Annotated in this window: 23 protein-coding genes and 2 pseudogenes; 11 read left to right on the top strand and 14 right to left on the bottom strand. The window is 72.7% G+C overall.

Features of this window, described 5'->3' with window-relative positions:
- The first annotated feature begins 429 nt into the window (after positions 1-429).
- Together ABT015_RS29995 and ABT015_RS29990 are read left to right on the top strand one after the other, a co-directional pair.
- Entirely contained in the window at positions 430-909 is a 480-nt protein-coding gene (locus ABT015_RS29995) for a hypothetical protein (protein ID WP_350884592.1), read from the top strand.
- Between the two features lie 179 nt (positions 910-1,088).
- Positions 1,089-1,382, top strand: a complete 294-nt coding sequence (locus ABT015_RS29990) for a hypothetical protein (RefSeq protein ID WP_350884590.1) — start codon at positions 1,089-1,091, stop codon at positions 1,380-1,382.
- A 272-nt stretch (positions 1,383-1,654) separates the two neighbouring features.
- Here the strand turns inward: ABT015_RS29990 and ABT015_RS29985 are convergent, their stop codons facing one another.
- On the bottom strand, positions 1,655-2,674 hold the full coding sequence (locus ABT015_RS29985; protein WP_350884588.1) for a glycoside hydrolase family 113 protein: 1,020 nt from the start codon (positions 2,672-2,674) through the stop codon (positions 1,655-1,657).
- Between the two features lie 164 nt (positions 2,675-2,838).
- Here ABT015_RS29985 and ABT015_RS29980 point away from each other — a divergent pair, with 164 nt between their 5' ends.
- Positions 2,839-3,432 carry a TetR/AcrR family transcriptional regulator gene (locus tag ABT015_RS29980; protein ID WP_350884586.1) on the top strand — a complete coding sequence of 198 codons (594 nt, stop codon included), beginning with the start codon at positions 2,839-2,841 and terminating at the stop codon, positions 3,430-3,432.
- A gap of 176 nt (positions 3,433-3,608) precedes the next feature.
- On the opposite strand, the pseudogene ABT015_RS38035 reads toward ABT015_RS29980, so the two are convergent.
- Positions 3,609-3,848, bottom strand: a pseudogene (locus tag ABT015_RS38035) (IS30 family transposase); the annotation flags it as partial.
- A 153-nt stretch (positions 3,849-4,001) separates the two neighbouring features.
- On the bottom strand, positions 4,002-4,583 hold the full coding sequence (locus tag ABT015_RS29975; protein ID WP_350884584.1) for a TetR/AcrR family transcriptional regulator: 582 nt from the start codon (positions 4,581-4,583) through the stop codon (positions 4,002-4,004).
- A gap of 97 nt (positions 4,584-4,680) precedes the next feature.
- On the opposite strand from ABT015_RS29975, the gene ABT015_RS29970 reads away from it, so the two are divergent.
- Positions 4,681-5,424, top strand: coding sequence for an SDR family oxidoreductase (locus tag ABT015_RS29970; RefSeq protein ID WP_350884582.1), 744 nt, complete (start codon positions 4,681-4,683; stop codon positions 5,422-5,424).
- Between the two features lie 136 nt (positions 5,425-5,560).
- Here ABT015_RS29970 and ABT015_RS29965 read toward each other — a convergent pair whose 3' ends face one another.
- The 3 genes from ABT015_RS29965 to ABT015_RS29955 form a co-directional block, all read right to left on the bottom strand.
- A complete protein-coding gene (locus ABT015_RS29965) occupies positions 5,561-7,090 on the bottom strand; it encodes a carbohydrate binding domain-containing protein (protein ID WP_350884580.1) in 1,530 nt (509 codons plus the stop codon).
- A gap of 190 nt (positions 7,091-7,280) precedes the next feature.
- Positions 7,281-7,403, bottom strand: coding sequence for a hypothetical protein (locus ABT015_RS29960; protein WP_350884578.1), 123 nt, complete (start codon positions 7,401-7,403; stop codon positions 7,281-7,283).
- Positions 7,404-7,814: 411 nt separating this feature from the next.
- Positions 7,815-8,411, bottom strand: a complete 597-nt coding sequence (locus ABT015_RS29955; protein WP_350884576.1) for a choice-of-anchor C family protein — start codon at positions 8,409-8,411, stop codon at positions 7,815-7,817.
- 508 nt (positions 8,412-8,919) lie between these two features.
- On the opposite strand from ABT015_RS29955, the gene ABT015_RS29950 reads away from it, so the two are divergent.
- Positions 8,920-9,873: an aldo/keto reductase gene (locus ABT015_RS29950; protein ID WP_350884574.1), complete on the top strand. Its 954-nt coding sequence runs from the start codon at positions 8,920-8,922 to the stop codon at positions 9,871-9,873.
- Between the two features lie 304 nt (positions 9,874-10,177).
- A complete protein-coding gene (locus ABT015_RS29945) occupies positions 10,178-11,383 on the top strand; it encodes an IS110 family RNA-guided transposase (protein ID WP_502897433.1) in 1,206 nt (401 codons plus the stop codon).
- Here the strand turns inward: ABT015_RS29945 and ABT015_RS29940 are convergent.
- The 4 genes from ABT015_RS29940 to ABT015_RS29925 form a co-directional block, all read right to left on the bottom strand.
- A complete protein-coding gene (locus ABT015_RS29940; RefSeq protein ID WP_350884572.1) occupies positions 11,350-11,865 on the bottom strand; it encodes a hypothetical protein in 516 nt (171 codons plus the stop codon). The genes ABT015_RS29945 and ABT015_RS29940 overlap by 34 nt on opposite strands.
- Before the next feature lie 87 nt (positions 11,866-11,952).
- The gene (locus tag ABT015_RS29935) at positions 11,953-12,573 is read right to left on the bottom strand and encodes a GNAT family N-acetyltransferase (protein ID WP_350884570.1); all 621 of its coding nucleotides are present in this window, start codon (positions 12,571-12,573) and stop codon (positions 11,953-11,955) included.
- A 131-nt stretch (positions 12,574-12,704) separates the two neighbouring features.
- On the bottom strand, positions 12,705-13,379 hold the full coding sequence (locus tag ABT015_RS29930; protein ID WP_350884568.1) for a nitroreductase family protein: 675 nt from the start codon (positions 13,377-13,379) through the stop codon (positions 12,705-12,707).
- 134 nt (positions 13,380-13,513) lie between these two features.
- Positions 13,514-15,151 (bottom strand): ABC-F family ATP-binding cassette domain-containing protein, encoded by a 1,638-nt coding sequence (locus ABT015_RS29925; RefSeq protein WP_350884566.1) that lies wholly within the window; start codon positions 15,149-15,151, stop codon positions 13,514-13,516.
- Positions 15,152-15,591: 440 nt separating this feature from the next.
- Here ABT015_RS29925 and ABT015_RS29920 point away from each other — a divergent pair, with 440 nt between their 5' ends.
- Entirely contained in the window at positions 15,592-17,199 is a 1,608-nt protein-coding gene (locus ABT015_RS29920; RefSeq protein ID WP_350884564.1) for an ABC-F family ATP-binding cassette domain-containing protein, read from the top strand.
- A gap of 43 nt (positions 17,200-17,242) precedes the next feature.
- Here the strand turns inward: ABT015_RS29920 and ABT015_RS29915 are convergent, their stop codons facing one another.
- Positions 17,243-18,676 carry a S41 family peptidase gene (locus tag ABT015_RS29915; RefSeq protein WP_350884562.1) on the bottom strand — a complete coding sequence of 478 codons (1,434 nt, stop codon included), beginning with the start codon at positions 18,674-18,676 and terminating at the stop codon, positions 17,243-17,245.
- Between the two features lie 329 nt (positions 18,677-19,005).
- Here ABT015_RS29915 and ABT015_RS29910 point away from each other — a divergent pair, with 329 nt between their 5' ends.
- On the top strand, positions 19,006-19,218 hold the full coding sequence (locus ABT015_RS29910; RefSeq protein WP_063351004.1) for a hypothetical protein: 213 nt from the start codon (positions 19,006-19,008) through the stop codon (positions 19,216-19,218).
- 25 nt (positions 19,219-19,243) lie between these two features.
- Positions 19,244-19,615 (top strand): toxin Doc, encoded by a 372-nt coding sequence (locus ABT015_RS29905; RefSeq protein WP_350884595.1) that lies wholly within the window; start codon positions 19,244-19,246, stop codon positions 19,613-19,615.
- A 101-nt stretch (positions 19,616-19,716) separates the two neighbouring features.
- On the opposite strand, the gene ABT015_RS29900 is transcribed toward ABT015_RS29905, so the two are convergent.
- The gene (locus ABT015_RS29900) at positions 19,717-20,364 is read right to left on the bottom strand and encodes a Pr6Pr family membrane protein (protein ID WP_350884560.1); all 648 of its coding nucleotides are present in this window, start codon (positions 20,362-20,364) and stop codon (positions 19,717-19,719) included.
- Positions 20,365-20,563: 199 nt separating this feature from the next.
- Positions 20,564-20,647: pseudogene (locus ABT015_RS29895) on the bottom strand (DNA-binding response regulator); the annotation flags it as partial.
- A gap of 305 nt (positions 20,648-20,952) precedes the next feature.
- On the opposite strand from ABT015_RS29895, the gene ABT015_RS29890 reads away from it, so the two are divergent.
- Both ABT015_RS29890 and ABT015_RS29885 read left to right on the top strand, forming a co-directional pair.
- Complete coding sequence (locus ABT015_RS29890; RefSeq protein WP_350884558.1) at positions 20,953-22,728, top strand: AbeC-like domain-containing protein; 1,776 nt, start codon at positions 20,953-20,955, stop codon at positions 22,726-22,728.
- 74 nt (positions 22,729-22,802) lie between these two features.
- The gene (locus ABT015_RS29885; protein WP_350884556.1) at positions 22,803-23,186 is read left to right on the top strand and encodes a DUF5955 family protein; all 384 of its coding nucleotides are present in this window, start codon (positions 22,803-22,805) and stop codon (positions 23,184-23,186) included.
- 55 nt (positions 23,187-23,241) lie between these two features.
- Here the strand turns inward: ABT015_RS29885 and ABT015_RS29880 are convergent, their stop codons facing one another.
- Positions 23,242-23,799: a GNAT family N-acetyltransferase gene (locus ABT015_RS29880; RefSeq protein ID WP_350884554.1), complete on the bottom strand. Its 558-nt coding sequence runs from the start codon at positions 23,797-23,799 to the stop codon at positions 23,242-23,244.
- Between the last annotated feature and the right edge of the window lie 44 nt (positions 23,800-23,843).

The following is a 23,843-nucleotide window of genomic DNA, read 5'->3' as shown; positions in this document are numbered from 1 at the left end:
CGGTCCGACAACCGCTCACTCGCAGGCGACTTGACCTGCCCCACTCTCGCCACACCACAACCAACGAGACAGGCACCCCAAAGTCACTGGCATTGTGCCTAGCCCCTACCCTCCATACCCGGCGCCGTCGAACTACGGGGGGAGTCATGCCGGGCCGGAGGCCGGGAGCTCCGCCGCGGGGCCGCGAAGAAGACATCCGCCAGACGCTGGTTCTTGACCCGGCGGACCATGACCGCGTGTCTCTGCCGGAGGCTCGCGTGATCGGCGCTGACCCGGCGCAGGCCGGGAGGGGGCCGAGTCCGAGTTCCAGGTGGATTCCTGGCGCGCAGGGGCGAAGAATTCAATGCGCTGCGAAATATATCCTGGATGGGCGTTTTGCGCCTTGAAATGATTTGGCGGAATACGGCCCGTACCATAGGCTCCCCCGTCATGAGCGACACCCCTGCAAAGCGCCATTGGCGCACGACCCTATTCCTCTGGGTCGGCCTTCCCTTCATTGCCGTCATCGGCATCACCAAGGCCGCACCGGACCTTGTGCCGGCCTGGCAGGCGCAGAGCGGCAGCGGGGTCGTCGGAACGTTCACCGCCGCCCGCACGACCTGCAGCCACGGGTCCTGTGACTTCTACGGGACTTGGACGTCGGCGGATGGCGCCACCGTCCGCACCGACGTCCTCCTGTACGACGAACCGGATTCCCTGCAGATCGGCGGAACGGCCACGGCGCGGGATTCCGGCGCCCACGGCGGCGTTTTCGGCACAGGGGGCGGCTCCTCCTACCTGTTGGTGACGGGCTTTGCCATCGGCGGTGTGGCGGCGGCAATTGCCTGGCCGGTTTTTCTCTGGCGGACCTGGCGTGATTGGCGCAAGCGCCAGAATCCCTTGCCGACGGCCGCTGAGGCAACCGCCTGACCCGGGGCTCGGCGCGGGCCGGGCAGACCCGGGCTACGACGCGACGAGGCCCCGCCGACCGGACCGACAGTCGTACGGCGCGTCGGCCGTTGGCTGGCGGATCTCATCGCGACAGATGCGATCTCGCGTACCGCCCGCCGCTGCGCCGGGTGCGCCACGGTGATGACCTCGGCATCGGGATGCTGCTCGAACAGTTGGACCGAGGCTTCGGCGGGGCTGTCGGCGGCGGTGCAGGCGGCCTTGAGGCCGGTCGTGTCGTCGGCGATCCGGGCCCGTTCGAGGAGCTTGCCGTCGCCGTCGACCACGGCGACGTCGTGGTGGTCGCTCGCCCGGTCGAACCCGCAGAACACTCTTATGGATGCCTCTCACGTCTTTCGTTCGATGTGTGTCTCCGCCGGTCAAAGACCGACGCGGAGGCACACGGCTCCCTGATGGAAGGGCTCTGGGCCCGTCATCCGATTGGTCGTTCGTGACCCCGGCTGACCGTAGGGGCCTCGGCTCGGCGGTGGGCGACTGACGCCCGGGGCCGACTCTCGTCCGAGGGCTCAAAGCCCCGGGGGTAGGTCGTGGCTCACCGGGCGTCAGCTGATCACCGCCGAGGTGAAGCCGGCGGCCGCGATCTTCTTCAAGGACTCATCGGTCCGGGTAGCAGGTAGCGATTCGCCGGCTTCGGCCCCCATTGGGTAGCGGGGGGATCGTGCTTGCCGCGAGTCCGGCTATGTAGACCGGTCTGCATATTTCTTGGTCAGTGGGTGTGGTGGTAGGTGGCGAGGGTGGTGAAGGCGGCTTTGGGGTCCCAGGGGAGGTCGGGGTAGGTGGTGCCGGAGCGGTCGGCGTAGACCTTGACGATGCCGTAGCTGGCGAGGTCGAGGTCGTCGTGGGGGTCGGCGTCGGGGCGGTGTACGTGGTCGTAGAGGGCGAAGGTGAAGACGAAGGTGGCGTCGATGCCGCCGGCGTCGAAGGCCTCCAGCAGTTCGCGCAGGTAGGCGGCCTGGCCGGCCTCGTCGCGCTCGTACACGCCCTTCAGGCGGACGGGGCCCTCGGCGTCGTACTCGACGATGTCCAGGCCGAGCGCGCCCCGGTCGCCCGCGCCGCGGTAGCCGGCGGAGCCGAACTCGGTGATGGCGACGGGCTTTCCCTGCGAGGCCAGGTCGTGGACGCCGTCGGCGAACCGGTCGGCGGTCTCGGCGGAGCGGTAGAGGTCGAGGGAGATGAGGTCGAAGGGCGTCCAGTCGACGCGCTCCAGCGGTACGGCGGCGTAGGTGACGCGCCCGCCGAAGCGCTCGCGGACGACGGCCACGGCCTCGCCGAGGAACGCGTTGACCCGGCCGCTGACCGGTCCGAGGTGTTCGCGGACGAGCTCGGGCCGGCTGAGCAGGGCGACGCGTTCGTCCGTGGTGTCGCCGGGCAGGAATCCCGGGTTCATCAGGCTGAGTTCGGCCCCGGCGACGAACACCACCTCGGCGCCGCGCCGCCGCAGCCGTTCCGCGCGCTCGGCGCAGTCGGCGAACAGGGCCAGCAGCTCGTCGGCGGCGAGTTCCAGCGGGTACGGGGAGTACCAGACCTCCAGTCCGAGGTCGGCGGCGAGTCCGGCGGCGAGTTCGATCCGGTCGGGGTCGCCGCCCATGATGCGGACCGCGTTGCAGTGCAGGTCGTCGCGGATGACGCGCAGTTCGCGTTCGACCTCCTTCGGGTCGAACCGGCTGCGGGAGTACGACCCGTTTTTGACGAATCCGGTGTCGTAGCTGATGCCTTTGGCGCGCACGGTGTCCTGCCTTCCTGGGGGTGGGGCGGGGAGCAGACGAATACGGTACGGCCAGTACCCTAATTGGCGTGGGCCGGAGAGGACAAGAAGGATGGGAGGGTAGAGGGCGGTATCGACGGCGGTACCGGCGACGGGGCCGGACTGGATCGGACGGGACGAGGGCCATGGCCGGGCAGACACGGCGGCGCGGGGCGGCGCTGGAGGAGGCGATCCTCCAGGCGGCGGTGGCGGAGCTCGCCGAGTCCGGATTCGCCGGGCTGACCATGGACAAGGTCGCCGCCCGCGCCGGCACCAACAAGAACGCCCTCTACCGCCGCTGGCCCAACCGCCTGGCCCTCGGCATCGCCGCCTACAAGCAGCTGGCCACCGCCGCCGTGCCCCCAGACACCGGTGAACTACGCGGGGACGCCCTGGAGTTGCTTCGCCAGGCGAACCGGCACTGGAGCTCCCCGCTCGGCGCGGTCCTGCGCGAACTCCTGGCCGCCGCCGGTGGCGCGGCGGAGTTCCTGGCGCAGCTCCAGGACCAGTCCGGCGAGGCCGCGGCCGCCCCCTGGCTCACCGTCCTGGCGCGCGCGGTCGCCCGTGGCGAGGCGGCCCCCGAGGCGCTCCACCCCAGGGTCGCCACGGTGGCGGTGGTGCTGCTGCGCAACGAGTTCGTGGTGCGGGGCGTGCCGACCGCGCCCGACGACGTCCTGGTCGAGATCGTGGACGAGGTCTACCTGCCGCTGATCCGGCGCCGCGGACCGTCGGACGTCTGAACGGGCACGGCCCTGGAGCGGCGCCCGGCGGGGCTCGTCGGTCGGGGTGAGGGCGGCGCGGGCCTCCGGGTTCAGGAGCCGCCGAGGTAACGGGCCTCCAGCCACACCGTCCGCTCGGTCTGCCCGGGGTCTCGGTGTCGGAGTCGAACCCCGTCCCGGCCCCCTGCCCGGGCCTCCAGTGGACGGGACGGGCCGGCAGTCGACAACGGTGCCAGGACCGGAGGCCTGGCCTTGTCCTTGCCCGAGGCGTTGCGGCCGTTACGCCGGCGCTTACCCGTGCGCAGGTTGATCCCGACGCGTGCGCACGCGTCCCGACTGCTCAGGCCCTGGTCCATGAGTCGGAAGTATTTCTCCCGCTCACAGACCAGGGTCCTCGCCCCCTGAGCCACCGTCCGGTTCTTCCGGATCTCGAACATCGCACCCCTTGAACTGGGGTGTTGCAACGATCCCTAGAACCCAAGATCCCCCGGAGGGGGCCGCACCGCAATGCCGGTGGCTCTGGCGGCTTCCAGGGCGAGTTTTCGCAGGTCGGCACCCTGTGGAGCCCGTTCGAGCCAGTGGCATCGGGCCTAGCCGTTCCCGGCGACCAGGGAGTTGGTGAGCCGGTCGGCGACGGTGGCGTCGAGGGGGGCGTGGCCGAGGAGGAAGCGGTACCAGAAGACGCCGTAGACCTGGTCGACGATCAGGTCGAGGTCGGTGTCGTCGGCGAGTTCGCCGCGTTCGCGGCCGCGGGCGAGGAGGTCGCGCAGGGCGGTGCGGCGGCTGGCGGTGAAGGTCTGCATGAGGTCGGCGAGGTGGGGGTCGCGGGCGGCTTCGCGGACGAGGGTGCGCAGGGCGGGGGCGGTGGTGTCGCGCTGGGAGCCGTCGAAGGTGGTGGTGATGAAGGCGTGGAGGTCGGTGCGCAGGGTGCCGGTGTCGGGGCCGGGGACGTCCTGGTCGGCGCGGTCGGTGAGGGCGTCGAGCAGGACGGCGCCCTTGGAGGGCCACCAGCGGTAGACGGTCTGCTTGCCGACGCCGGCGCTGCGGGCGATGGCGTCGATGGTGACGGGGGTGCCGTCGGACTCGGCGAGCAGGTGCAGGGCCGCGTCGAGGATCGCCTGGTGGGCGGCCTCGTTGCGGCGGCGTCCGGTGTGCGGGCGGGCTTCGGTCATCGTGTTCCCTTTCCTCTTCCCCCGCTTGACAAGACTAGCAGTCTCGATAACATTATTGACGGAACTAGCGGTCTCGACAAGAGAAGGACACGCCACCATGAACACCACGTCAAACCTCTTCACCGGACAGCGCGTCGTCGTGATGGGCGGCAGCTCGGGCATCGGCGAGGCCGCGGCCACCGCCTTCGCCGCGGACGGCGCCGAGGTCGTGATCACCGGCCGCGGCCGGGACCGGCTGGACGCCGCCGTCGCCCGGATCGGCGGCAAGGTCGTCGGCCACCAGCTGGACGCGGCCGACCCCGAGGCCGTCGCGGCCTTCTTCGCCCGGTCCGGCACCGTCGACCACCTGGTCGTCGCGGTCAGCGGCGCGGCCGGCAGCGGCCCGTTCGCCCAGCTCGACCTGGCCGACCTCGCCACCGGGTTCGACGCCAAGTTCTGGCCGCAGGTCCGCGTCCTCCAGGCGGCGCTGCCGCACCTGCGGTCGGACGGATCCGTCACGCTGATCACCGCCGCCTCCGCCCGCGCCGCGATCCCCGGCACCGCCGGACTCGCCGCCATCAACGGCGCGCTGGAGGCGATGGTCCCGCCGCTGGCCGTCGAACTCGCTCCGCTGCGGATCAACGCCGTCTCGCCCGGCGTCATCGACACCCCGTGGTGGGACCGCGTCCCGGCCGAGCAGCGGACGGCGCTGTTCGACGGCCTCGCCGCCGCCACCCCGGTCGGCCGCGTCGGCCGGGCCGAGGACGTCGCGCAGGCGATCCACCTGCTGGCCGCCAACACCTTCGTGACGGGCGTGGTGTTCGACTGCACAGGCGGGGCCAACCTGCCCACCGGGCGCTGAACGAACCGCGGGCAGGCCGCGCCCGGCCCGGAGTCGTCTCCGGGCCGGGCGTCGTCACGGTGCGGCCGTACGGTGCGGCCATGCGCGTTCGTGGGCCCGGCCCCCGCCGAGGCGGGGGCCGGGCCGTGGGGCGCGGTCAGCCCGCGTACTGGGCGAAGATCTTCGCGAACTCGTACGGCTGCTGAGCGATGTTGGTGCACTTGGAGAGCGAGCCGCCGGTGCAGGCGTTGGCGTCGCGGGTGGCGTCCCAGAAGGCCAGCAGGCCGAGGTGGTTCTGCCGGGCGAAGGTCACCAACTGCTGGGCGGCGGACTGGTTGTAGATCTGGTGGTCGTCGTTCTCGCCGATCATCGGGGTGACGCCGACCATGGCCCACAGCTGGGCGTCGGTCTTCGCCGGGTAGAGCGCCTTCAGCTGGCCGAACAGGGCCTGGGCGGCCTGCACGGCGGCGTTGCCGTAGTCGGTGCCGGTCCGGTAGTAGTCCATCGCCATGATGTTCACCAGGTCGACGGCGACCCCGGCGTCGCGGGCGGACTTGACGATGGCGACGCCTTCGGCGGTCAGGCCCTCGGGCAGGACGGGCAGGGTGAAGGAGACCTTGAGGCCGGGGTGGGCCTGCTGGAGCTTGGCGAGCGCGGCGGAGCGGCGGTCGTTGGAGGCGGTGTCGGCGATGGCCGCGCCCTCGATGTCGAAGTCGACGTAGCGCAGGTTGTAGGCGTTGACGACGGCGTCGTACTCGGCGAACAGCGAGTCCACGGTGGTGCAGGCGGCGGCGAGTTCGGTGCCGCTGGCGCCGCCGAAGGAGAGCTTGACGTCGCCGCCGGCCGCGCGCAGCGCGTCGATCTGGTCCTTGGCCCAGCCGGTGCGCGGGTCGTAGGCGTTGAACCAGCTGGCCTTGCAGCCGACGCCGGTGACGAAGCCCATGGTGTAGGCCTTGAGGTTGCCGGACTTGGCCATGTCGGGCATGGACGGGGTGGGCCAGGCGCCCATGTCGATGTAGGGCGCGACGGGGAGGGCGACGTTCGGCGGCGGGGTGGTCGGGCCGCCGGTGGGCGTGCCGGTGGGGCCGCCGGTCGGGGAGCCGGTCGGGGTGCCCGAAGTGGGCGGCGGGGTGGTGGGGTTGCCGCCTCCGGGGCCGGTGAGCGTGATGTCGTCGGCGAGGTAGGCGCCCTGCCCGTACCAGCCGTGCAGGTAGACGGTGACGCTGGTGGTGGCCGGGCCGGTGGTGAAACTGGTGGACAGCTGCTGCCAGTTGGCGCCGCCCGGCGTCCAGATGGCCGGGTCGGTGACGCCGCTGCCGGTGGCGCCCAGGTAGACGTACTGGCCCTGCACCCAGGCGCTGAGGTTGTACGTGGTGTCGGGCTGGACGGTCACGGTCTGGCCGCACTGCGCGGTGTCGCTCGCGCCGACCGCCCCCTTCAGCGCGTAGCTGCCGCTGTGCGCGCCGGAGTTGACGACGCTGCCGGTCCCGCCGGAACAGCTCCACGGGCTGAGCGTGCCGCTCTCCAGGCCCGGGTTGGCCAGCAGGTTGCCGTCGGCGGCGCCGGCGTTCCCGGCGAGCGTGGCGAGGCCGCCGGCGGCGAGCGCGGTGGCGGCGGCGATGCTCAGCAGCTTGGTGCGACCGGCGGGGCGGCGGTGCGTGGGGGCGGGCTGGGGCGCGCTGGGCATGGGGGTGCCTCTCGGGACGTGGGGCCGCCCGCGCCGCGAAGGGGGAAACGCGGGGCGGGCGGCAGCATGGGGGCTGGTCCGGTGCGGGGGAGGAGCGCGGTGCTGAGCATCAAAATGGACTAGACCAGCTGTGCACGTCAAGCACTTCCGGGGCATCGGAAGCCCACTGGGGGAAGGTTTTAGGAACGGTTTAAGGCGAGCAGGTGTAGCTCGCGGGCTGGGAGTACTCGTTCCCGATGAGGGTCTTCTCGTCGTTGCTGATCGCCTTGATCGTGAACGTGTCCGGGACCGCCGCCAACGAGTCCGCCACCACGCCGTCACGCCACAGGACGGGCCGCGGAGTCGACCCTACGTACTTCGTGCCGCCCACGATTCCGTTGCCGCCGATGGCACTTGCCGTGATGGCGCCCGCGCCGATGGTCCGGGTCAGCGAGCCCTGGGCGTCCCATTCGGCTTCGGCGTAGCTCGTGTCGTTGCTCGTGTCGCCGACGATGCGCCCGTTCCGGATCGCCCCGGGAGTGCCCGTGGCGTTGGAGCCCTGTGCGGCGAGCGCGTGCCACTGGCCGTTGATGTCCGAGACGAAGCCGAACGAGTCGGTGGACCCGACGATCCTGCCCTGCTCGTCGATGCCGTTGAGGAAGAGGAAGCTGCCCGTGGGGAGGGGCAGTTCGCGGGCGGAGGCCCGCCCGCCGGTTCCGGACCGGCGGGCGGGCGGTTCAGCGGATCACCCGCAGCACGGCTTGCACTCCTTGACCTGGACGTCGTCCACGACCGGGCCGGCCGCGCCCGCGTTGGTGCTGGCGAAGGTCAGAGTGGTGGAAGCGTTCCGCGCGACGAAGCTGAACTGGCGCCCCACGTAACCCATGTTGGTCGGCGACTTGCCGGTGATGTCGAAGGAGAAGTCCTGGAAGTCCTGGCCGTCGACGAGCACCCGGCCGGTCTTCACGGTCGGTGCGGCCGACGTGTTGCCGGCCAGCGCGTACGTCACGGAGTAGGTGGCGCCCGGGACGGTGGTGAAGGTCTGGGCGACGGCGCCGGTGGTGGCGCCGTTGAGGTCCACCGACTGGTCGCCCTCGGCGGCCTGCCAGAACCCGGCGCCGATCAGGTCGACGCTGCCGGTGGTGACCGTCCACGGGCCGATGGTCTGTCCGGCGTTGAACTCGGCGAAGCTGTTCGCCGGGGCCTTGGGCGACTCGAAGCTCCCGTCGTCGAAGCGGCTGAGGGCGCGGTGGCCGCCGGCGGCCTGCGCCGGGACGGTCACGGCGGTGGCGGCGGCCACGATCACGGCGACGGCGGCGAGGCGGGTGCGCGAGAACGTCATGGGTTCCTCCCCAACGGGATACCGACTGGATGAGCCGATGATCGGCTGTGCCCAGAGCGTCCGCCGCCGCCGCGAGCCCTGCCAAGACCGGACGGGTGGCGCCCGGTGGTGCGGAGGTTCCGCCGACGGGCTCCCGCACGCCGGTTTGACGGGTGATCACCCGGCGCCGACCCGGTGGCCGACCTGCGCCCGCCCGGCGGCGGGCCGTGGTGTGAACGCGCGGTTCGGATGGTCGTGTCCGCTCGCATGGTGGTGAAGTCCGTCGCACGCGCTCCGCCGGCACCTCGGGCGCATCCCACCTCCGGGTGAGCCGAGGGCCGCTCATACGATCAACGACCCCTCTGGCGACCGGCGGATCCGGAGCGGATCCGGAGCGGATCGGGAGTGGATCCGAAGCGCGTCCGGACGGGCTTGACCTTGAGTGCACTCCAAGGTGAAAGCTGGACGCGTTGATCCACCGCAGCACCCCGCGAGCGGCCAAGCACACCACCACGATCGGAGCACCGTCATGCGCAACGCCACGTTCGGTACCAACGGCCCGGAGACCGGCGTCATCGGCCTCGGCTGCATGGGGATGACCTGGGCCTACGACGTGCAGAACCGGGACGACGAGAACTCCGTCCGGGTGATCCGGCAGGCGCTGGACCTCGGTGTCACCCTGATCGACACCGCCGACATGTACGGCCCCTACACCAACGAGGAGGTGGTCGGCGCCGCGCTGGCCGGCCCGTACCGGGAGCGCGCCTTCCTCGCCACCAAGGTCGGCATCGTCCCGGGCGGGGCCGGCCAGTCGGCCCGCGACGGCAGCCCCGAGCACGTGCGCCGCTCGATCGACGACAGCCTGCGCCGCCTCGGCACCGACCACGTCGACCTCTACCAGCTGCACCGGGTCGACCCGGCCGTCCCGATCGAGGAGACCTGGGGCGCCCTCGCCGAGGCCGTAGCGGCCGGCAAGGCCCGCCGGATCGGGCTCTCCGAGGTGACCGTCGAGGAGATCAAGCGGGCCCAGTCGGTGCACCCGGTGGCGTCCGTGCAGTCCGAGCTCTCGCTCTGGACCCGGGACGTGCTGGCCGAGGTGCTGCCGTACACCGAGGAGCAGGGCATCGCCTTCCTGCCGTTCTCGCCGCTCGGCCGGGGCTTCCTGACCGGCAGCATCGCCTCCTTCGACGAACTGCCCGCCGACGACTTCCGCCGCCGGCTGCCGCGCTTCCAGCAGGACGCGCTGAAGGAGAACCTGGCACTGGTCGGCAGGGTCAAGGAGGTCGCCGAGCGGATCGGCGCGACGCCCGCGCAGGTCGCGCTGGCCTGGGTGCTGGCGCAGGGCCGGTACGTCTTCCCGATTCCGGGCACCAAGACGCCGCGCTACCTGGTGGACAACGCGGGCGCGGCCGAGGTCGTGCTCTCGGCGGCCGACCTGGCCGACCTGGACGCGCTTCCGACGCCGACCGGCGAGCGGTACTGAGCGGCGAGCGGTACTGAGCGGAGGGCGGTGCTGAGCGGCGGAGGCTGTCCGGGCCCCGGCCCGGATCACCCCGTTACCGTTTTGGTGGCCCCGCAACGGGGCTCCCGGCCTCCGGCCCGGCATGACTGTTCCCCCCCCTGTAGTTCGCATGATCCGGGGGGTGGTGTCACCGGGCCGGAGGCATCGGTAGACCGCTGATAGACGCAGGACCACCAGTTCGCTGGGAGGCTCTTCGTAACGTGGATGCCGGCGACTGATGCCACGCCAACGAGGCCGGGACAGCACGACCTCGTAAGGGACCAGCGTGATCGACACCGGCGATGTGGACGTCTTCCTCGGCCTGGACGTCGGCAAGGGCGAGCACCACGGCACCGCCCTTACTAGGGCGGGCAAGCGGGTCTTCGACAAGCGGCTGCCGAACAGCGAACCCAAGATGCGGGCCGTGCTGGACAAGCTCACCGCCAAGCACGGCACCGTCTTGGTGGTGGTCGACCAGCCCGCCTCCATCGGCGCCCTGCCGCTGGCGGTCGCCCGGGACGCCGGCTGCCGCGTCGCCTACCTCCCCGGCCTGACGATGCGGCGCATCGCCGACCTCTACCCCGGCGAGGCCAAGACCGACGCCCGCGACGCGTTCGTCATCGCGGACGCCGCCCGCACCATGCCACACACCCTGCGCGGCATCGAACTCACCGACGAGACGATCGCCGAACTGGAGATGATCGTCGGCTTCGATGACGACCTCGCCGGCGAGGCCACCCGCATCGCCAACCGCCTGCGCGGCCTGCTCACCCAGATCCACCCCCACCTGGAACGCGTGCTCGGCCCCAGGCTCGACCACCCCGCAGTCCTCACCCTGCTGGAGCGGTTCGGCTCACCGGCCGCCCTACGCAAGGCCGGACGCCGCCGCCTGATCGCCGTCGCCCGGCCCCTGGCACCGCGCATGTTCGAGCGCCTCATCGAGGACCTCCTCACCGCACTCGACGAGCAGACCGTCATCGTCCCGGGCACCGAGGCCGCCGCACTCATCGTCCCCAGCCTGGCCAGCTCCCTGCGAGCCGTCCTCGACCAGCGCAAAATCCTGGAGAACCGCATCCAGGAACTGCTCGACGAGCACCCGCTGTCCAAGGTCCTCACCTCCATGCCCGGCATCGGGCCCAGGACCGGCGCCCGGGTCATGATCGACGTCGGCGACGCCAGCGCCTTCCCGACCGCTGCCCACCTCGCCTCCTACGCCGGCCTCGCCCCCGCGACCCGCAGCTCCGGCTCCTCCATACGCGGCGAGCAACCCTCCCGCCGAGGCAACAAGCAGCTGAAACGCGCGTTCTTCCTCGCCGCGTTCGCCTCACTCAGCGACCCGGCCTCCCGGGCCTACTACGACAAGAAGATCGCCCAGGGTAAACGGCACACCCAGGCACTCCTCTGCCTGGCCAGACGCCGCGTCGACGTCCTATTCGCCATGCTCCGCGACGGCACCTTCTACCAGTCCCGGCCCGCGTCAGCCGGCAGTTGAACTCCCAAGGGATCTGCCAGCAGCACCACGCGGCCGACTGAGGGGTCGAACCCGAGCACCGGGTTCCCGTAGTCACCTTCGGCCGTCATCACCACCGGCTTGCCCAGCCGACGACCGAGCGCGGCCAGGAACCGGCACAGGACGTCTACGCCTTCCTGGCCCTGAAGCTCGCGAAGGTCAACGTCGAAGTCGATCTCGTCGGCAGACATCGGACGGAAGATCGCCAGCACAGCCGGGACCGGCCACACCCGCAGATCAACCGTCTCCGCGTCGGCGGGACGCGACAGCACCTCCGCAGCAGCGGGCAGTGGCCCGGCGACGCCGCCCACTGAGTACTCCCACGTCCACCCGTTCGACCCGACCAGGTCGAACACCGCCTGCCAGTCCTCGACTGAGGTGCCCGCCACGCACACATCCGGCAGAGCACCCATCAGGTCAGGGTCGAAGAAGTCCTTGACGTCATCCCACAGCAGATCCGGCACCCCGCCATGCTGCCCGCTCACACCCCGGATCGCAGCCCGATTTCCTTGACGAACCCCATAGAGGCACCCCCCCGCCTCGGACCGCCGTCAGGCCTCCCGGACCCAGATCAGCTGCCGCCCGGTCTCGGCGGGAGCCCTGACGGCGGTCTCGGCGACCCGGTCGAGCCGGTAGCCGAGCTTGCGCGGGACGGCCGCGCTGGCGCCGTTCGCCTCGTCGCAGTGGATCTCCACCCGCGCGATGCCGGGCAGCGCCAGGGCGGCCTCGGTCAGCGCCCCGGCCGTGGTGGTGGCGATGCCGCGGCCGGCGTGCCGGGCGGCGACCCAGTAACCGATCTCCAGTGCGCCGGGGCCGATCCGGCCGTGCAGGCCGAGGGCGCCGACCACGCCGCCGGGTTCGGTGTCCAGGCCGACCAGGTACATGAAGTCGGTGCCGGCCTCCCAGGCGAGGGAGCCGGCCCGGGCCAGCTCGGCGGTCTGCGCCCGGGTGGGGGGCTCGGCCGCCCACTCCATCCAGGGCCGCAGGTGGTCCAGGTTGGCGCGGACGGCCTTGTTGAGCGCCGCCGCGTGCGTGCTGCGGCGGCGCTGCAGCGAGATCCCGCCGGGCAGCCGCAGTTCCTCGGGCGGCCGCCCGGCGGTGACGGCGGTGGGGCCGGGCACGTGGAGCGGGGTGGGCGGGTACTTGCAGGACCGGGACTGCGGGTGGCTCATGACCGCGATTATGTCCTTGGCCGGGACCTGTCACCAATGAATTCCGGACGGCCTCCCACCAGGCCTCTCGTCAGTCCCCGCCGCGCCCCGGCCGCACCCCCGGCGCACCGGGGCGCACCCGCGCCCGGCGCTCAGAGCCGGATCAGCACCTCGTCCAGCTCCTTGCGCCGCAGATCCGGCACCCGCGCCCCCTCGGCCGGGTAGCCGACCGGGATGACGTACGCGGCGCGCTCCTCCAGCGGGCGCTCGCAGACCTCGTTGAGGAACTTCATCGGGCTCGGCGTGTGGGTCAGCGTCGCCAGCCCGGCCTGGTGGAGCGAGGCCAGCAGCAGTCCGACCGCGATCCCCACCGACTCCTTGGTGTAGTACGGGCGCGGCGAATCGGGCCCCTTGTGCACCTCGAACACCACGATCACCGCCGGGGCGTCCTCCAGGAACGGCTTGCGCCAGTCGGTGCCGATCGGCGCCAGCGCGGCCAGCCACTCCTCCGACGCCCGGTGCGCGTAGAACTCGCGCTCCTCGACCTCGGCGGCCTCGCGCAGCCGCCGCTTGCGCTCCGGGTCGGTGATCACCACGAACCGCCAGGGCTGGACGTGCGCGCCGCTGGGCGCGGTGTTGGCGGTCCGGATCGCCCACTCGACGACCCCGTCCGGGATCGGGCGGGTCGCGTAGTCGCGGACGGTCCGGCGCTGCGCCATCACGTCGTGGAAGGACCTGCTGCGGGCCTCGGCCTCGTGGGCCGGCACCGTCATCGGGGTGAGGGGGACGGTCGGGTAGGGCGTCCCTGCCACTGCACTGTCAACCATGGCCGACAGCACAGCACATGACGGCCGTGCCGGGAAGAGGTCGAGACCAATCCGCAGATCAGGTCCATCCGGCGGGTCCGTCCAGCAGGCCCACGCGGCAGGGCCGCCCGGCGGGGCCGCCCTGCCGGACGGGACTACAGCTCGTGCACCCGCCCGTCCCGGACCTCGATCCGCCGGTTCACCGAGACGGTGTCCAGCATCCGCCGGTCGTGGGTGACCAGCAGCAGGGTCCCGGTGTACGAGCCGAGCGCCGCCTCCAACTGCTCGATCGCGGGCAGGTCCAGGTGGTTGGTGGGCTCGTCCAGCACCAGCAGGTTGACCCCGCGCGCCTGGAGCAGCGCCAGCGCGGCCCTGGTGCGCTCGCCGGGGGAGAGGGTGCCGGCCGGGCGCTTCACGTGCACCGCCTTGAGGCCGAACTTGGCCAGCAGGGTGCGCACCTCCTCCGGCGTGAACTCCGGGACGGCGGCGGCGAAGGCCTCCGCCAGCGGCTCGCCGCCGAGGAACAGCCCGCGTGCCTGGTCCACCTCGCCGACCACCACGCCGGAGCCCAACGAGGCGCTGCCGCCGTCGAGTTCGAGCCGACCGAGCAGAGCGGCCAGCAGCGTCGACTTGCCCGCGCCGTTGGCGCCCGTGATGGCGACCCGGTCCGCCCAGTCGATCTGGAGGTCCACCGGGCCGAAGGCGAAGTCACCGCGGCGGGCGACGGCCGCGCGCAGGGTCGCGACCACCGAGCCGGAGCGCGGCGCGGTGGCGATCTCCATCCGCAGCTCCCACTCCTTGCGCGGCTCCTCGACCACGTCCAGCCGCTCGATCATCCGCTGGGTCTGCCGGGCCTTGGAGGCCTGCTTCTCGGTGGACTCGGCGCGCTGCGCCTTTCCGATCTTGTCGTTGTCGGAGGACTTGCGGCGGGCGTTGCGCACGCCGTGCTCCATCCAGCCGCGCTGCATCCGGGCCCGGGCCTCCAGCCCGGCCTTGGTGTCGGCGTACTCGTCGTACTCCTCGCGGGCGTGCCGGCGGGCCACCGCGCGCTCCTCCAGGTACGCCTCGTAGCCGCCGCCGTACAGGTTGACCTGCTGCTGGTGCAGGTCCAGCTCCAGCACCTTGGTGACGGTGCGGGCCAGGAACTCGCGGTCGTGGCTGATCAGCACGGTGCCCGCGCGCAGGCCCTTGACGAAGGCCTCCAGCCGCTCCAGGCCGTCGAGGTCGAGGTCGTTGGTGGGCTCGTCCAGCAGGAAGACGTCGTAGCGGGAGAGCAGCAGCGAGGCGAGGCCGGCCCGGGCGGCCTGGCCGCCGGACAGCGCCGTCATCGGCAGGTCGAGCGAGACCTTCAGGCCGAGCGAGTCGGCGACCTCCTCGGCGCGCTCCTCCAGGTCGGCGCCGCCCAGCTCCAGCCAGCGGTCCAGGCTCGCCGCGTACGCGTCGTCGGCGCCCGGGCGGTCCTCGACCAGGCCCTCGGTGGCCTCGTCCAGCGCGGTCTGCGCGGCTGCCACGCCGGTGCGGCGGGCCAGGAAGTCGCGCACCGACTCGCCCTCGCGCCGCTCCGGCTCCTGGGGCAGGTGGCCGATGTTGGCGGTCGCCGGGCTGAGCCGCAGCGAACCGCCCTCGGGGGTGTCCAGCCCGGCCAGCAGCCGCAGCAGCGTCGACTTGCCGGCGCCGTTCACGCCGACCAGGCCGATCACGTCACCGGGGGCGACGACCAGGTCCAGGCCGGAGAAGAGGGTGCGTTCGCCGTGACCGGCGGCGAGGTCCTTGACTACGAGTGTGGCGCTCATGATGAGCCCGATTGTAGGAGGAACGGGCCGGGTGGCGGAAAAGCCCGGGGCCGCGGCGCGGCTGCCGCGACCCCGGGGACCGGCCACGCGGGCCGGTCAGGAGGTCACGTGGACTTCTCCGAGAAGTAGTCGGACATCCGGGCTCCCGGTGCGCCGAAATTCGGTTGCCCGGGTCCGGTGCCGTGCGTAGCGTGGACGGAGTCATCCGCCAGACAAGGAGAAGGCCGTTGCTCTACTGAGGTCCCGAGACACCGCCCCCGCCGCACAGGCCCTTCGCCGCGCGGTGTGCGAGTGTGCGACCTCAGTCACGGCCCCGTGGCGAGCCCGATCCGGCTGATCCGGATCCGCCCCGCCCTCCCCCCCGGCCGTACCGGCCCGCACCCGCGGTGTCTCCCCGTGTTGCTCATCGTTCCCTTCGGCAACCACCCGGGAGGCCCTCCATGGCACAACCCACCACCGCCGTCCTCTGCACCGATCTCACCTTCGAGTGGCCCGACGGCAAGCCCGTCCTGGACGGCTTCCACCTCGCCGTCGGCCCCGGCCGCACCGGCCTGATCGGGCTCAACGGCGCCGGCAAGTCCACCCTGCTGCGGCTGATCGCCGGCGAGCTGACCCCGACCGGCGGCACCGTCCGGGTCGACGGCGAACTCGGCTACCTGCCCCAGGGGTTGACGCTGGACACCACCGTGCGGGTGGACGAGGCGCTCGGCATCCGGGCCGCCCGTGAGGCCCTGCACGCCATCGAGTCCGGGGACTCCGACCAGCGCCACTTCGACGCCGTCGGCGACGACTGGGACGTCGAGGAGCGCGCCCGCGCCACCCTCGACCGGCTCGGCCTGCACCGCCTCGGCCTCGACCGCACCACCGGGGAGCTCTCCGGCGGCGAGGCCGTCCTGCTGCGCCTCGCCGCCCTGCTGCTGCGCCGCCCCGCCGTCCTGCTGCTCGACGAGCCCACCAACAACCTGGACCGGACGGCCCGGGAGCGGCTCTACGAGACGGTCGCCGGCTGGCACGGCGTCATGCTGATCGTCAGCCACGACCGCGAACTGCTCCAGCACGTCGACCAGATCGCCGACCTGCGGGACGGCGCGGTCACCTGGTACGGCGGCAACTTCGCCGAGTACGAGCGCACCCTCGCCGCCCAGCAGGAGACCGCCGAGCGGCTGCTGCGCAACGCCGAGGCCGACGTCGAGCGCCAGAAACGGGACTTGACCGAGGCCCGCACCCGGCTCGACCGCAGCGCCGGCTACGGCAAGAAGCGCTCGGTCACCCGCAACGACCCGCACATCTTCGCGGGCAAGCTCAAACGCCAGGGCCAGGAGACGGCCGGGCGGCTCCAGGGCATGCACACCGAGCGGCTGGAGGAGGCCCGGCAGCGGCTCACCGCCGCCGAGGAGGCGGTGCGCGACGACGCCGAGATCCGGATCGACCTGCCGCGCACGGCCGTCCCGGTCGGGCGCACCGTGCTCACCCTGCAGAAGGTCCGGCTGCCCTACGGCACCACCGCGGACCTCGACCTGCGCGGCCCCGAGCGGATCGCCCTGGTCGGCCGCAACGGCTCCGGCAAGACCACCCTGCTGCGCACCATCGCGGGCGAACTCGCCCCGCTGGAGGGCGAGGTCGGCACGCCGGTGCCGTTGCGCCACCTGCCGCAGCGGCTCGACCTGCTGGACGACAAGCTGACCGTGGCGGAGAACGTCAAGCTGTTCGCCCCCGCCGCCGGGGACAACGCGATCCGTGCCCGGCTGGCCCGCTTCCTGTTCCGCGGCGGCCGGGCCGACCAGCCCGCCGCCACCCTCTCCGGCGGCGAGCGGTTCCGGGCCACCCTGGCCGCGCTGCTGCTGGCCGACCCGCCGCCGCAGCTGCTGCTGCTCGACGAGCCGACCAACAACCTGGACCTCGCCAGCGTCCGCCAGCTCACCCAGGCGCTCGCCGCCTACCAGGGCGCGCTGATCGTGGCCAGCCACGACGTGCCGTTCCTGCGCGGCCTGGGCCTCACCCGGTGGCTGGAGCTGGACGGCGAACTGCGGGGGGTGGATCCGATGTAGGGGGAGCGGTACGGCGCGGGCGGCCTCGCCCGCGCCGCGGCCGCTACTGCTCGCCGAGGACGTGGCGGGCCGTGCTCAGGGCGGAGTCCTTGAGCCCGGCCAACTCGTCATCGGTGAACACCGGTGTGCGGATGTCCGGTGGGATGCCGGGGCCGTCGAAGGTGCTGCCGTCGGGCATGAGGTACTTCTCGTTCGGCAGCACCACCATGAAGTCCGGCGAGAGGGTCTTGATCAGCACGTCGGAGAAGACGCCCTGGGTGTTCTCGCCGATCCGGACGACGTGCGGGGAGCGGCCCATCAGGGTCTGGGTGAAGGTCTCGGCGGCGCTGATCGACAGCGAGGAGGTGAGCAGGGCGACGGGGCCGGTGAAGTGCTCGGTGTGCGCGGGCCGCACCACGACCGGCTGCGGCCGGGTGAACTTCGTGGGGTCGGCCGGGTCGTCGCGGGCCACCTTGCGGTAGGCGACGTACGGGCGGTCGGTGAGCCGGGCGGCGATCTGCTGCCCGAGCGCGTCCGAGCCCCCGCTGTTCAGCCGGACGTCGATCACCAGGCCGTCGAGCCGGTCGGGGTCGGCGAGCAGGGCGTCCAGCGCCCGGTCGAGCTCCTTGGCCTGGGCGGCGAACCCGCCGGTCGCGTAGCCGTCGAAGCCGCTCACCCGCAGGTAGCCGATGCCGTCCGGGAGCCGGCCCACGCCCAGCCGGCTCACCCCCTGCGCGTTGACGGCGAACTCCTGTTCGGGGGCGGTAAGTTGTGCGTCGACGGCCTTGCGGGCCGCGTCCCGTAGGGCGGGCGTCGACTTCAGCGAGCCGTCGCGCCGACCGGAGAAAACGCCGGTCGGGCCGGTGCCGGTCACCCGGGCCAGACCGGTGTGCGCGTCCTTGAGCGGGGTCAGCAGGTCGATGAAGATCTGCTGGAGCTGGTCGGTGGTGGTCGCCGGAGTGATCTTCGCGCGCTGCTCCTCGCGGGCCGCGTGCCAGTCGATCCCCTTGGCGGCGAAGAAGGGGTAGTTCTCCTCGAAGGTCTCCCAGAACCGGTCGAAGACCGCGAGCGGGTCGTCGGGGGCGGGCCGGGTGCACAGCGCCGGCAGCGCGTCCAGGCGGCGCAGCGTCTTGGTGCCCGTCCCGCCCTCCTCGGTGTCGGTCGCCCGGCGCCCGCCCGGCTGCGGGGTGAGGGTGACGGCGTTGTCGCCCAGGACGTACCGGACGGTGCCGTCCCGGCCGGGGGCGCCGTCCTGCGTCCCGGTGACCCACCCGGGCACGCAGCTGTGCGTCGTCACGTCGTAGGTGGTCAGGCTGCTCCCGGAGACCACGGCCACCAGGCCGTACCCGTCCATCTGCCAGACCCCTTGCAGGGACCTGCCCCGCCCGTCCTGGCCGTCGGCCCGCGTCGCGGCCACCCCCGGCGCCGCCACCGCGACCGTCGTCGCGAGCGCCACCGCCGTGGCCGCCACCGCCCGGCCGACCGCCGCTCTGCCCACGGCCGCCCCGCTCGCAGCCCCACCTGCGGCCCCGCTCACCGTCGCCCCGCTCGCCGCCGCCCTGCCCACTGCCCTGCGCGTCATCTCCGGCCTCCGCCGAACCGCCCGGCCTCCCCCGCGGAACCGCTCCGCCGCCTTGCCCCCGACGCTACGGCGGCCCCCACCGCCCCGGCGTCATCCCGCGCGCCCGACCCCCGCCCGACTTCGGGGCTACCCGCGGCTCCGCCGAAACCACTCCATGGGGGTATCGACAGCAAACCCCTTTGACGGCGGGTGAAAATCCTCCGCCGGTGGTCCCAACTCCGGTGCGCTCCAGTACCATCGGCGCCATGCCTGCGCTCAACATCGAGTACACGGAGCACGAGCTCGCCGCGATCCGCGAGGCCGCTGCCGCGGACGGGAAGAGCATCAAGGCGTACATCCACGACCTGAGCGTGCGGGAGCAGCAGCGGCGGGTGTTCGTGGACCACGCGGTGGCGTTCTGGAAGTCGCACCGGGCGGAGTTCGACGCCGCGTTCCCGGAGGACGCGCCGGCGGCGTGAACGGCGCGGCGGGGGTGCGGGGATGATGCTGCTCCACGTCGACCTGCGCTGGCTGCTCGACGTGCAGGAGCTGGCCTCGCCGGAGGACCTCAGCGTGCGGGACTACTCCGCGCTCCAGGCCGCCGTCGCCCGGCACCGGGTGAACACCGCGCAACTCGGCCACGACGCCGACGCCGCCTGGTGCGCGGCCACCCTGATGCACACCATCGTGCTGCTGCGCCCCTTGCCGGTGCGCAACAACCTGTACGCCTGCATGACGACGGCCGCGTACATGCACGCGGCCAAGGAGGGCATCGACCCGCCGTACGGGGCGCTGGTCGAGCTGGCCCGTGACATCGCGGCGGGCGGGGCGGACGTGTTCGCGGCGGCCGACCGGATCCGCTCCTGGCGGATCTGAGGCCGGCCGCCGCGCGGACGGTCACCAGGGAAGGGCGTCCCCGGAAAGCGCCCCGGGGGAAGGGGCGCCCCCGAGAGGGGCCGTCATCCGTGCCCGGGGATTCAGGACTTGGTGGACCTCAGCTTGCCCGCGACCAGCGTTCCCAGCCGGTCCAGGCCGACCACGGCGGCGGCCAGCACCACGAACTCGACCGTCAGCAGGGCTATCTGGCCCCAGACGTAGCCGTAGCCCTTGGTGGTGGGGTCGAAGAAGAAGTACGGGTAGGGCGTCGGGTAGTCGTCGAACAGCGCGTTCCGGGCGAGCACGATCGCCGCGTAGCCGAGCGGGAAGGCCAGCCAGAGCGGGATGTCCTTCCAGGCCGCCGCGTTGCGCGGCTTCAGCACCAGCCAGTCGGCGATCACCATCACCGGCGTCACGTAGTGCAGGAAGAACGACGACCAGTGCGCGAGCTTGTCCGGCCCGCTGACCAGCCCGGGCAGCGGGTTGGCGCCGTGCTGGAGCAGGACGTGCGAGACCAGCCCGGTGATCAGTATGTACAGGGTGGCGGCGCCGCGAAGCCGGGGCGCGGGCGCGTCCACGGTGTCGCGCTTGAGCATCCAGTACACGGCGCCGATGAAGTAGCCGAGCACGATGACGTTGCTCTGCACGGTGAAGAACACCAGCGGCGCGGTTCCGAGGGTCAGGCCGAGGCCCGCCGAGAGCACGATGCCCATGCGCCACCACAGCGCGGGGCGGGTCCGGACTGTCATGCGGCCACCAGTTCGTTTCAGGCGATACGGGAGGTATCGGACGGTTAAGGGGGAAGATCGCACTCTACTCGCAGGTAGCGGCGGGACGGAAGAAACGGTCCTGCTCGGGGCCGGTCTCGCCGGACCCGCCGGACCCGCCGGACTCCGCAGCGCCGCCGACCCCTGGGGCGCCAGAGCCCCCTGAGCCCCCCTCGGCTCGACCCGGCAGGACGAAGCCCGACTCGTACGCCGCGATCACCGCCCGGGTGCGGTCGCGGGCGCCCAGCTCGGCGAGTGGCGACGATCAGCAGTAGGAGGGCGAGGCCCAGCGCCGGGCCGGTGAGCATCCAGCCGGGGAATCGGTCCTCCCGGTGCCACCGCGCCCGCCGCCAGGGCCGGCAGCAGCCCGGTCGGCGCCGCGCGTCCTCCCTGGTCCTCATGCCGTCCACGGTCCCGTCGCTCCCCGGGCCGACGCGTCAACCCGGCGAACGGTCCCGCTCCCCCTCCAGGGGGATCTTGCCCTGCGACCCTCCTCCCGGGCCGGGGGAGCGTCGTTGACCCGGGCACACGCCTCACGAGACGCGCAGGTGGACGGGAGAGGACACCGCCATGGCCGAACCGTCCGTACCGGTACCGCCGCCCCGGTACCCGCACCCGCCCCTGCCACCGGTCGCCCCGGCGGCGCCCGACCCGCTGCAGCAGCTCATCCAGGCCCAGGCCGGTGCGCCGCGCGGCGACGCCACCGCCTACCTGCGGGCGGGGGCGCACCTCGACCCGGCCTTCCGGGACGCGGTGATCGAGGAACTCGCCGAACACCCGTACCGGGTACCGCCGCCGACCCCCGGCGTCGACCTGGCGGCGGTGCTCAAGGAGTGCTACGCGGCCCGGCGGCAGGCGGTGGGGCGGGCGGTGCTGGTCCTGCTGGCCGCGGCCGTGCTGCCCGTGCTCGTGGTGTGCGTCGTCGTCTCCCTCGTGGCGTCCGGTCAGGCCGGCGTGCCGCACGCGCTCGACGTGCTGGTGCGGCTCTGGCTGCTGCAACTGGCCGTCCCCCTGGTGTTCGTGGCGGCCTGGCTGATCCGGTCCGACCGGCCCCGGCGCCGCCGGAGCGGCACCTGGCTGGCCGTCGGCTGCCTGCTCGTCGCGGTCGAGGTGCTCGGATGGCACTGGATCGCCGCCCTGCTGGCCGTCTGGTTCGCGGTGTCCCTGGCCGGCCGGCGGCGGCTCGAACAGACGCTGTACGAGCTCGGCACCGGCCGGGCCGCCACCCCCGAGGACCCCCTCCGCAAGAACCTGTACGAGCGGCTCGCGCGGCGGCAGGCCGACCCCGACGTCGTCTACAGCGACTACGCGCCCTTCGTCGGCGCCGGGATCGAGATCGACCACTGGTCCTTCGCCGACGACCTGCTGCCCGAGGTGGCCAAGGCCGAACCGGACTCCACCGCACAGGCGTTGACCGTCCCGGCCGTCCACGCCCGGCTGCGCACCGAACTCGCCCGCCTCGGCGCCACCGACACACCCGCCTACCCGGGCGACCGCCTGCACGGGATCGCCGTGCACGACCTCGTGTTCAAGAGCGGCAAGCGCCTCGGCCCCGCCGCCGACTGGTGCGGCCACGGCCCCGGCACCGCGTTCGCCGCCCTCGCCCCGTACGCGGCCCACTGCGCCGCCGCGCCGAACGGGGGCGGGCCGGACCCGGAGCACTGGTGGGTGGAGAGCGTCGACCTCGCCGCCGAGGAACGGCTGCGGCACTACCTGGCGGTGCGGATCGCGGGCTGGCGCGAGGAGATCGTCGTCACCGTGTTCGTACGTGCCCAACTCCAGGGCGGACAGCTGTTCCTGGAGAGCAGGGCCTTCGTGCTGCCGCCGATCGCGCGCGCCTACCACGCGATCGACACCGCGGCACCGCCCGCCGATCCCGGTGACTGGCTCGGCCTCTGCGCGGCGTCCCTGGCGGCGCTGCCCGCTCTGGTGGCGGGCTCGGTCGGCGTGCTGCGCCGCGCCGCGCGCAGCCGGCGGGCCGTCGGGCGCAACGCGCTCCGCTACGCCCGGATGTGCCGGGAGAACCGGCTGGTCGACCACGGCCCCACGCTGTCCGTCCGGGAGCTGGGTGCGGAGCGCGCGTACCAGCAACTGTTCCAGGAGATGGACGTCCAGCGGTACGTGAAGTGCGTCAGGGCCCGGATCGTGTCGGCCGTCGGCGACTGCCTGCGCGACCACGGCTACCGGACGGACGGGGCGGAGCAGTTGCAGCACGTGGTGATCAACAACGGCGTGCAGGTGCACGGAGACGTCCACGGCGTCGTGCAGAGCGGGGACGCGGCCAGCGCCTCGTACCGGACGCTCACCACCCCGGCGCCGCGCGTCGGCGGCACCCGGCAGGACTGAACGGCGCCAGGAACAAGCGGCGCCAGGAACAAGCGGCACCAGGAAACAAGCGGCACCAGGAACAGGGGAGCAGCGTGAACGGCGACGGCCACGGGATCAGCATCACCGGCAACGTCACGGGCATCGTGCAGAGCGGCAGCCACGCCCGCGCCGAGTACACCCACCCGCAGACCGCCCCCACCCCGGGCGAGGCACCCGAACTGCGCGCCCTGCGCACGGCGGTGGACGCGCTGCGCGAGCGGCTGCGGGCGCTCGCCCCGGACGAACTGCCGCCGGCCGCCGCGGAGGTGGCCGGGCAGGCGCTCGACGAGCTGGCGGCAGCCGCCCCTGAGGACCAGCAACGGGACGGCGGCCGCGTCAGGCGCGCCGTGTTCACGCTCACCGGCGCCCTCGGGGCCGCGACGGCCCTCACCGAGGCCCTGCGGGCCCTGACCACGGCCGCCGCCCCCTGGTTCTGAGGCCCGCCCGCCGGCCTTTCGCCTGTCTGCCCGCCTGCCCGCCCGGCCTCTGGGCTCAGGCCGTCCGGTGGATCAGCCGGTCCTCGTCGTCGGTGCGGCCGTCCGGGTCCGGCAGCAGCCCGAGCCGCTCGGCGAGCCGGCGGGACGGCACGTTGTCCGCGTGGATCAGGGCGACCACCGGCACGCCGGGGAAGCGCGGCAGCGCCTCCGCCATCGCCGCCCGGGCCGCCTCGGCGGCGTAGCCCAGACCCCAGGCGGACGGCCGGAAACGGTAGTAGAGGTTGAACACCCGCTCGCCGTCCAGCGTGTGCAGGTAGAGCCCGGCGAACCCGATGACCGCCTCCGGCTCCGTCCGGGTGGACACGGTGCAGTACCCCACCCCGTCCCGCGCCCAGTCGGCGACGAAGCCGTCCAGCATCTCCCGGCTCGCCGCCCGGTCCCGGTGGGGCCCGTTGGGGTTGTAGCGGTTGGTCTCCGGATCCCCGTGGATCGCGAACACCGCCTCCACGTCCCCCTCCTGGGGCCGGCCGAGGATCAGCCGCTCGGAGGCGGTGACGATCGTGCGGGCGGCGGGTTCGGTGGCGGGTCCGGTGGCGTGTCCGGTGGTGGTCATGGCGCTTCCCCCGTGTCGTGCGTAATAGGTCTACCGCACCTTAG

It is taken from the genome of Kitasatospora sp. NPDC094016 (assembly GCF_040304045.1).
Lineage (GTDB): Bacteria > Actinomycetota > Actinomycetes > Streptomycetales > Streptomycetaceae > Kitasatospora.
Note: the sequence above shows the minus strand (reverse complement) of the source record. Positions and strands in the feature narration are given on the sequence as shown.

Bases quoted from the DNA above. Each gene is read 5' to 3' on its own strand.
- ABT015_RS29995 (WP_350884592.1), top strand. From the start codon at position 430: ATGAGCGACACCCCTGCAAAGCGCCATTGGCGCACGACCCTATTCCTC.
- ABT015_RS29990 (WP_350884590.1), top strand. From the start codon at position 1,089: ATGCTGCTCGAACAGTTGGACCGAGGCTTCGGCGGGGCTGTCGGCGGC.
- ABT015_RS29980 (WP_350884586.1), top strand. From the start codon at position 2,839: ATGGCCGGGCAGACACGGCGGCGCGGGGCGGCGCTGGAGGAGGCGATC.
- ABT015_RS29975 (WP_350884584.1), bottom strand. From the start codon at position 4,583: ATGACCGAAGCCCGCCCGCACACCGGACGCCGCCGCAACGAGGCCGCC.
- ABT015_RS29970 (WP_350884582.1), top strand. From the start codon at position 4,681: ATGAACACCACGTCAAACCTCTTCACCGGACAGCGCGTCGTCGTGATG.
- ABT015_RS29965 (WP_350884580.1), bottom strand. From the start codon at position 7,090: ATGCCCAGCGCGCCCCAGCCCGCCCCCACGCACCGCCGCCCCGCCGGT.
- ABT015_RS29955 (WP_350884576.1), bottom strand. From the start codon at position 8,411: ATGACGTTCTCGCGCACCCGCCTCGCCGCCGTCGCCGTGATCGTGGCC.
- ABT015_RS29950 (WP_350884574.1), top strand. From the start codon at position 8,920: ATGCGCAACGCCACGTTCGGTACCAACGGCCCGGAGACCGGCGTCATC.
- ABT015_RS29935 (WP_350884570.1), bottom strand. From the start codon at position 12,573: ATGAGCCACCCGCAGTCCCGGTCCTGCAAGTACCCGCCCACCCCGCTC.
- ABT015_RS29930 (WP_350884568.1), bottom strand. From the start codon at position 13,379: ATGGTTGACAGTGCAGTGGCAGGGACGCCCTACCCGACCGTCCCCCTC.
- ABT015_RS29925 (WP_350884566.1), bottom strand. From the start codon at position 15,151: ATGAGCGCCACACTCGTAGTCAAGGACCTCGCCGCCGGTCACGGCGAA.
- ABT015_RS29920 (WP_350884564.1), top strand. From the start codon at position 15,592: ATGGCACAACCCACCACCGCCGTCCTCTGCACCGATCTCACCTTCGAG.
- ABT015_RS29910 (WP_063351004.1), top strand. From the start codon at position 19,006: ATGCCTGCGCTCAACATCGAGTACACGGAGCACGAGCTCGCCGCGATC.
- ABT015_RS29905 (WP_350884595.1), top strand. From the start codon at position 19,244: ATGCTGCTCCACGTCGACCTGCGCTGGCTGCTCGACGTGCAGGAGCTG.
- ABT015_RS29900 (WP_350884560.1), bottom strand. From the start codon at position 20,364: ATGACAGTCCGGACCCGCCCCGCGCTGTGGTGGCGCATGGGCATCGTG.
- ABT015_RS29890 (WP_350884558.1), top strand. From the start codon at position 20,953: ATGGCCGAACCGTCCGTACCGGTACCGCCGCCCCGGTACCCGCACCCG.
- ABT015_RS29880 (WP_350884554.1), bottom strand. From the start codon at position 23,799: ATGACCACCACCGGACACGCCACCGGACCCGCCACCGAACCCGCCGCC.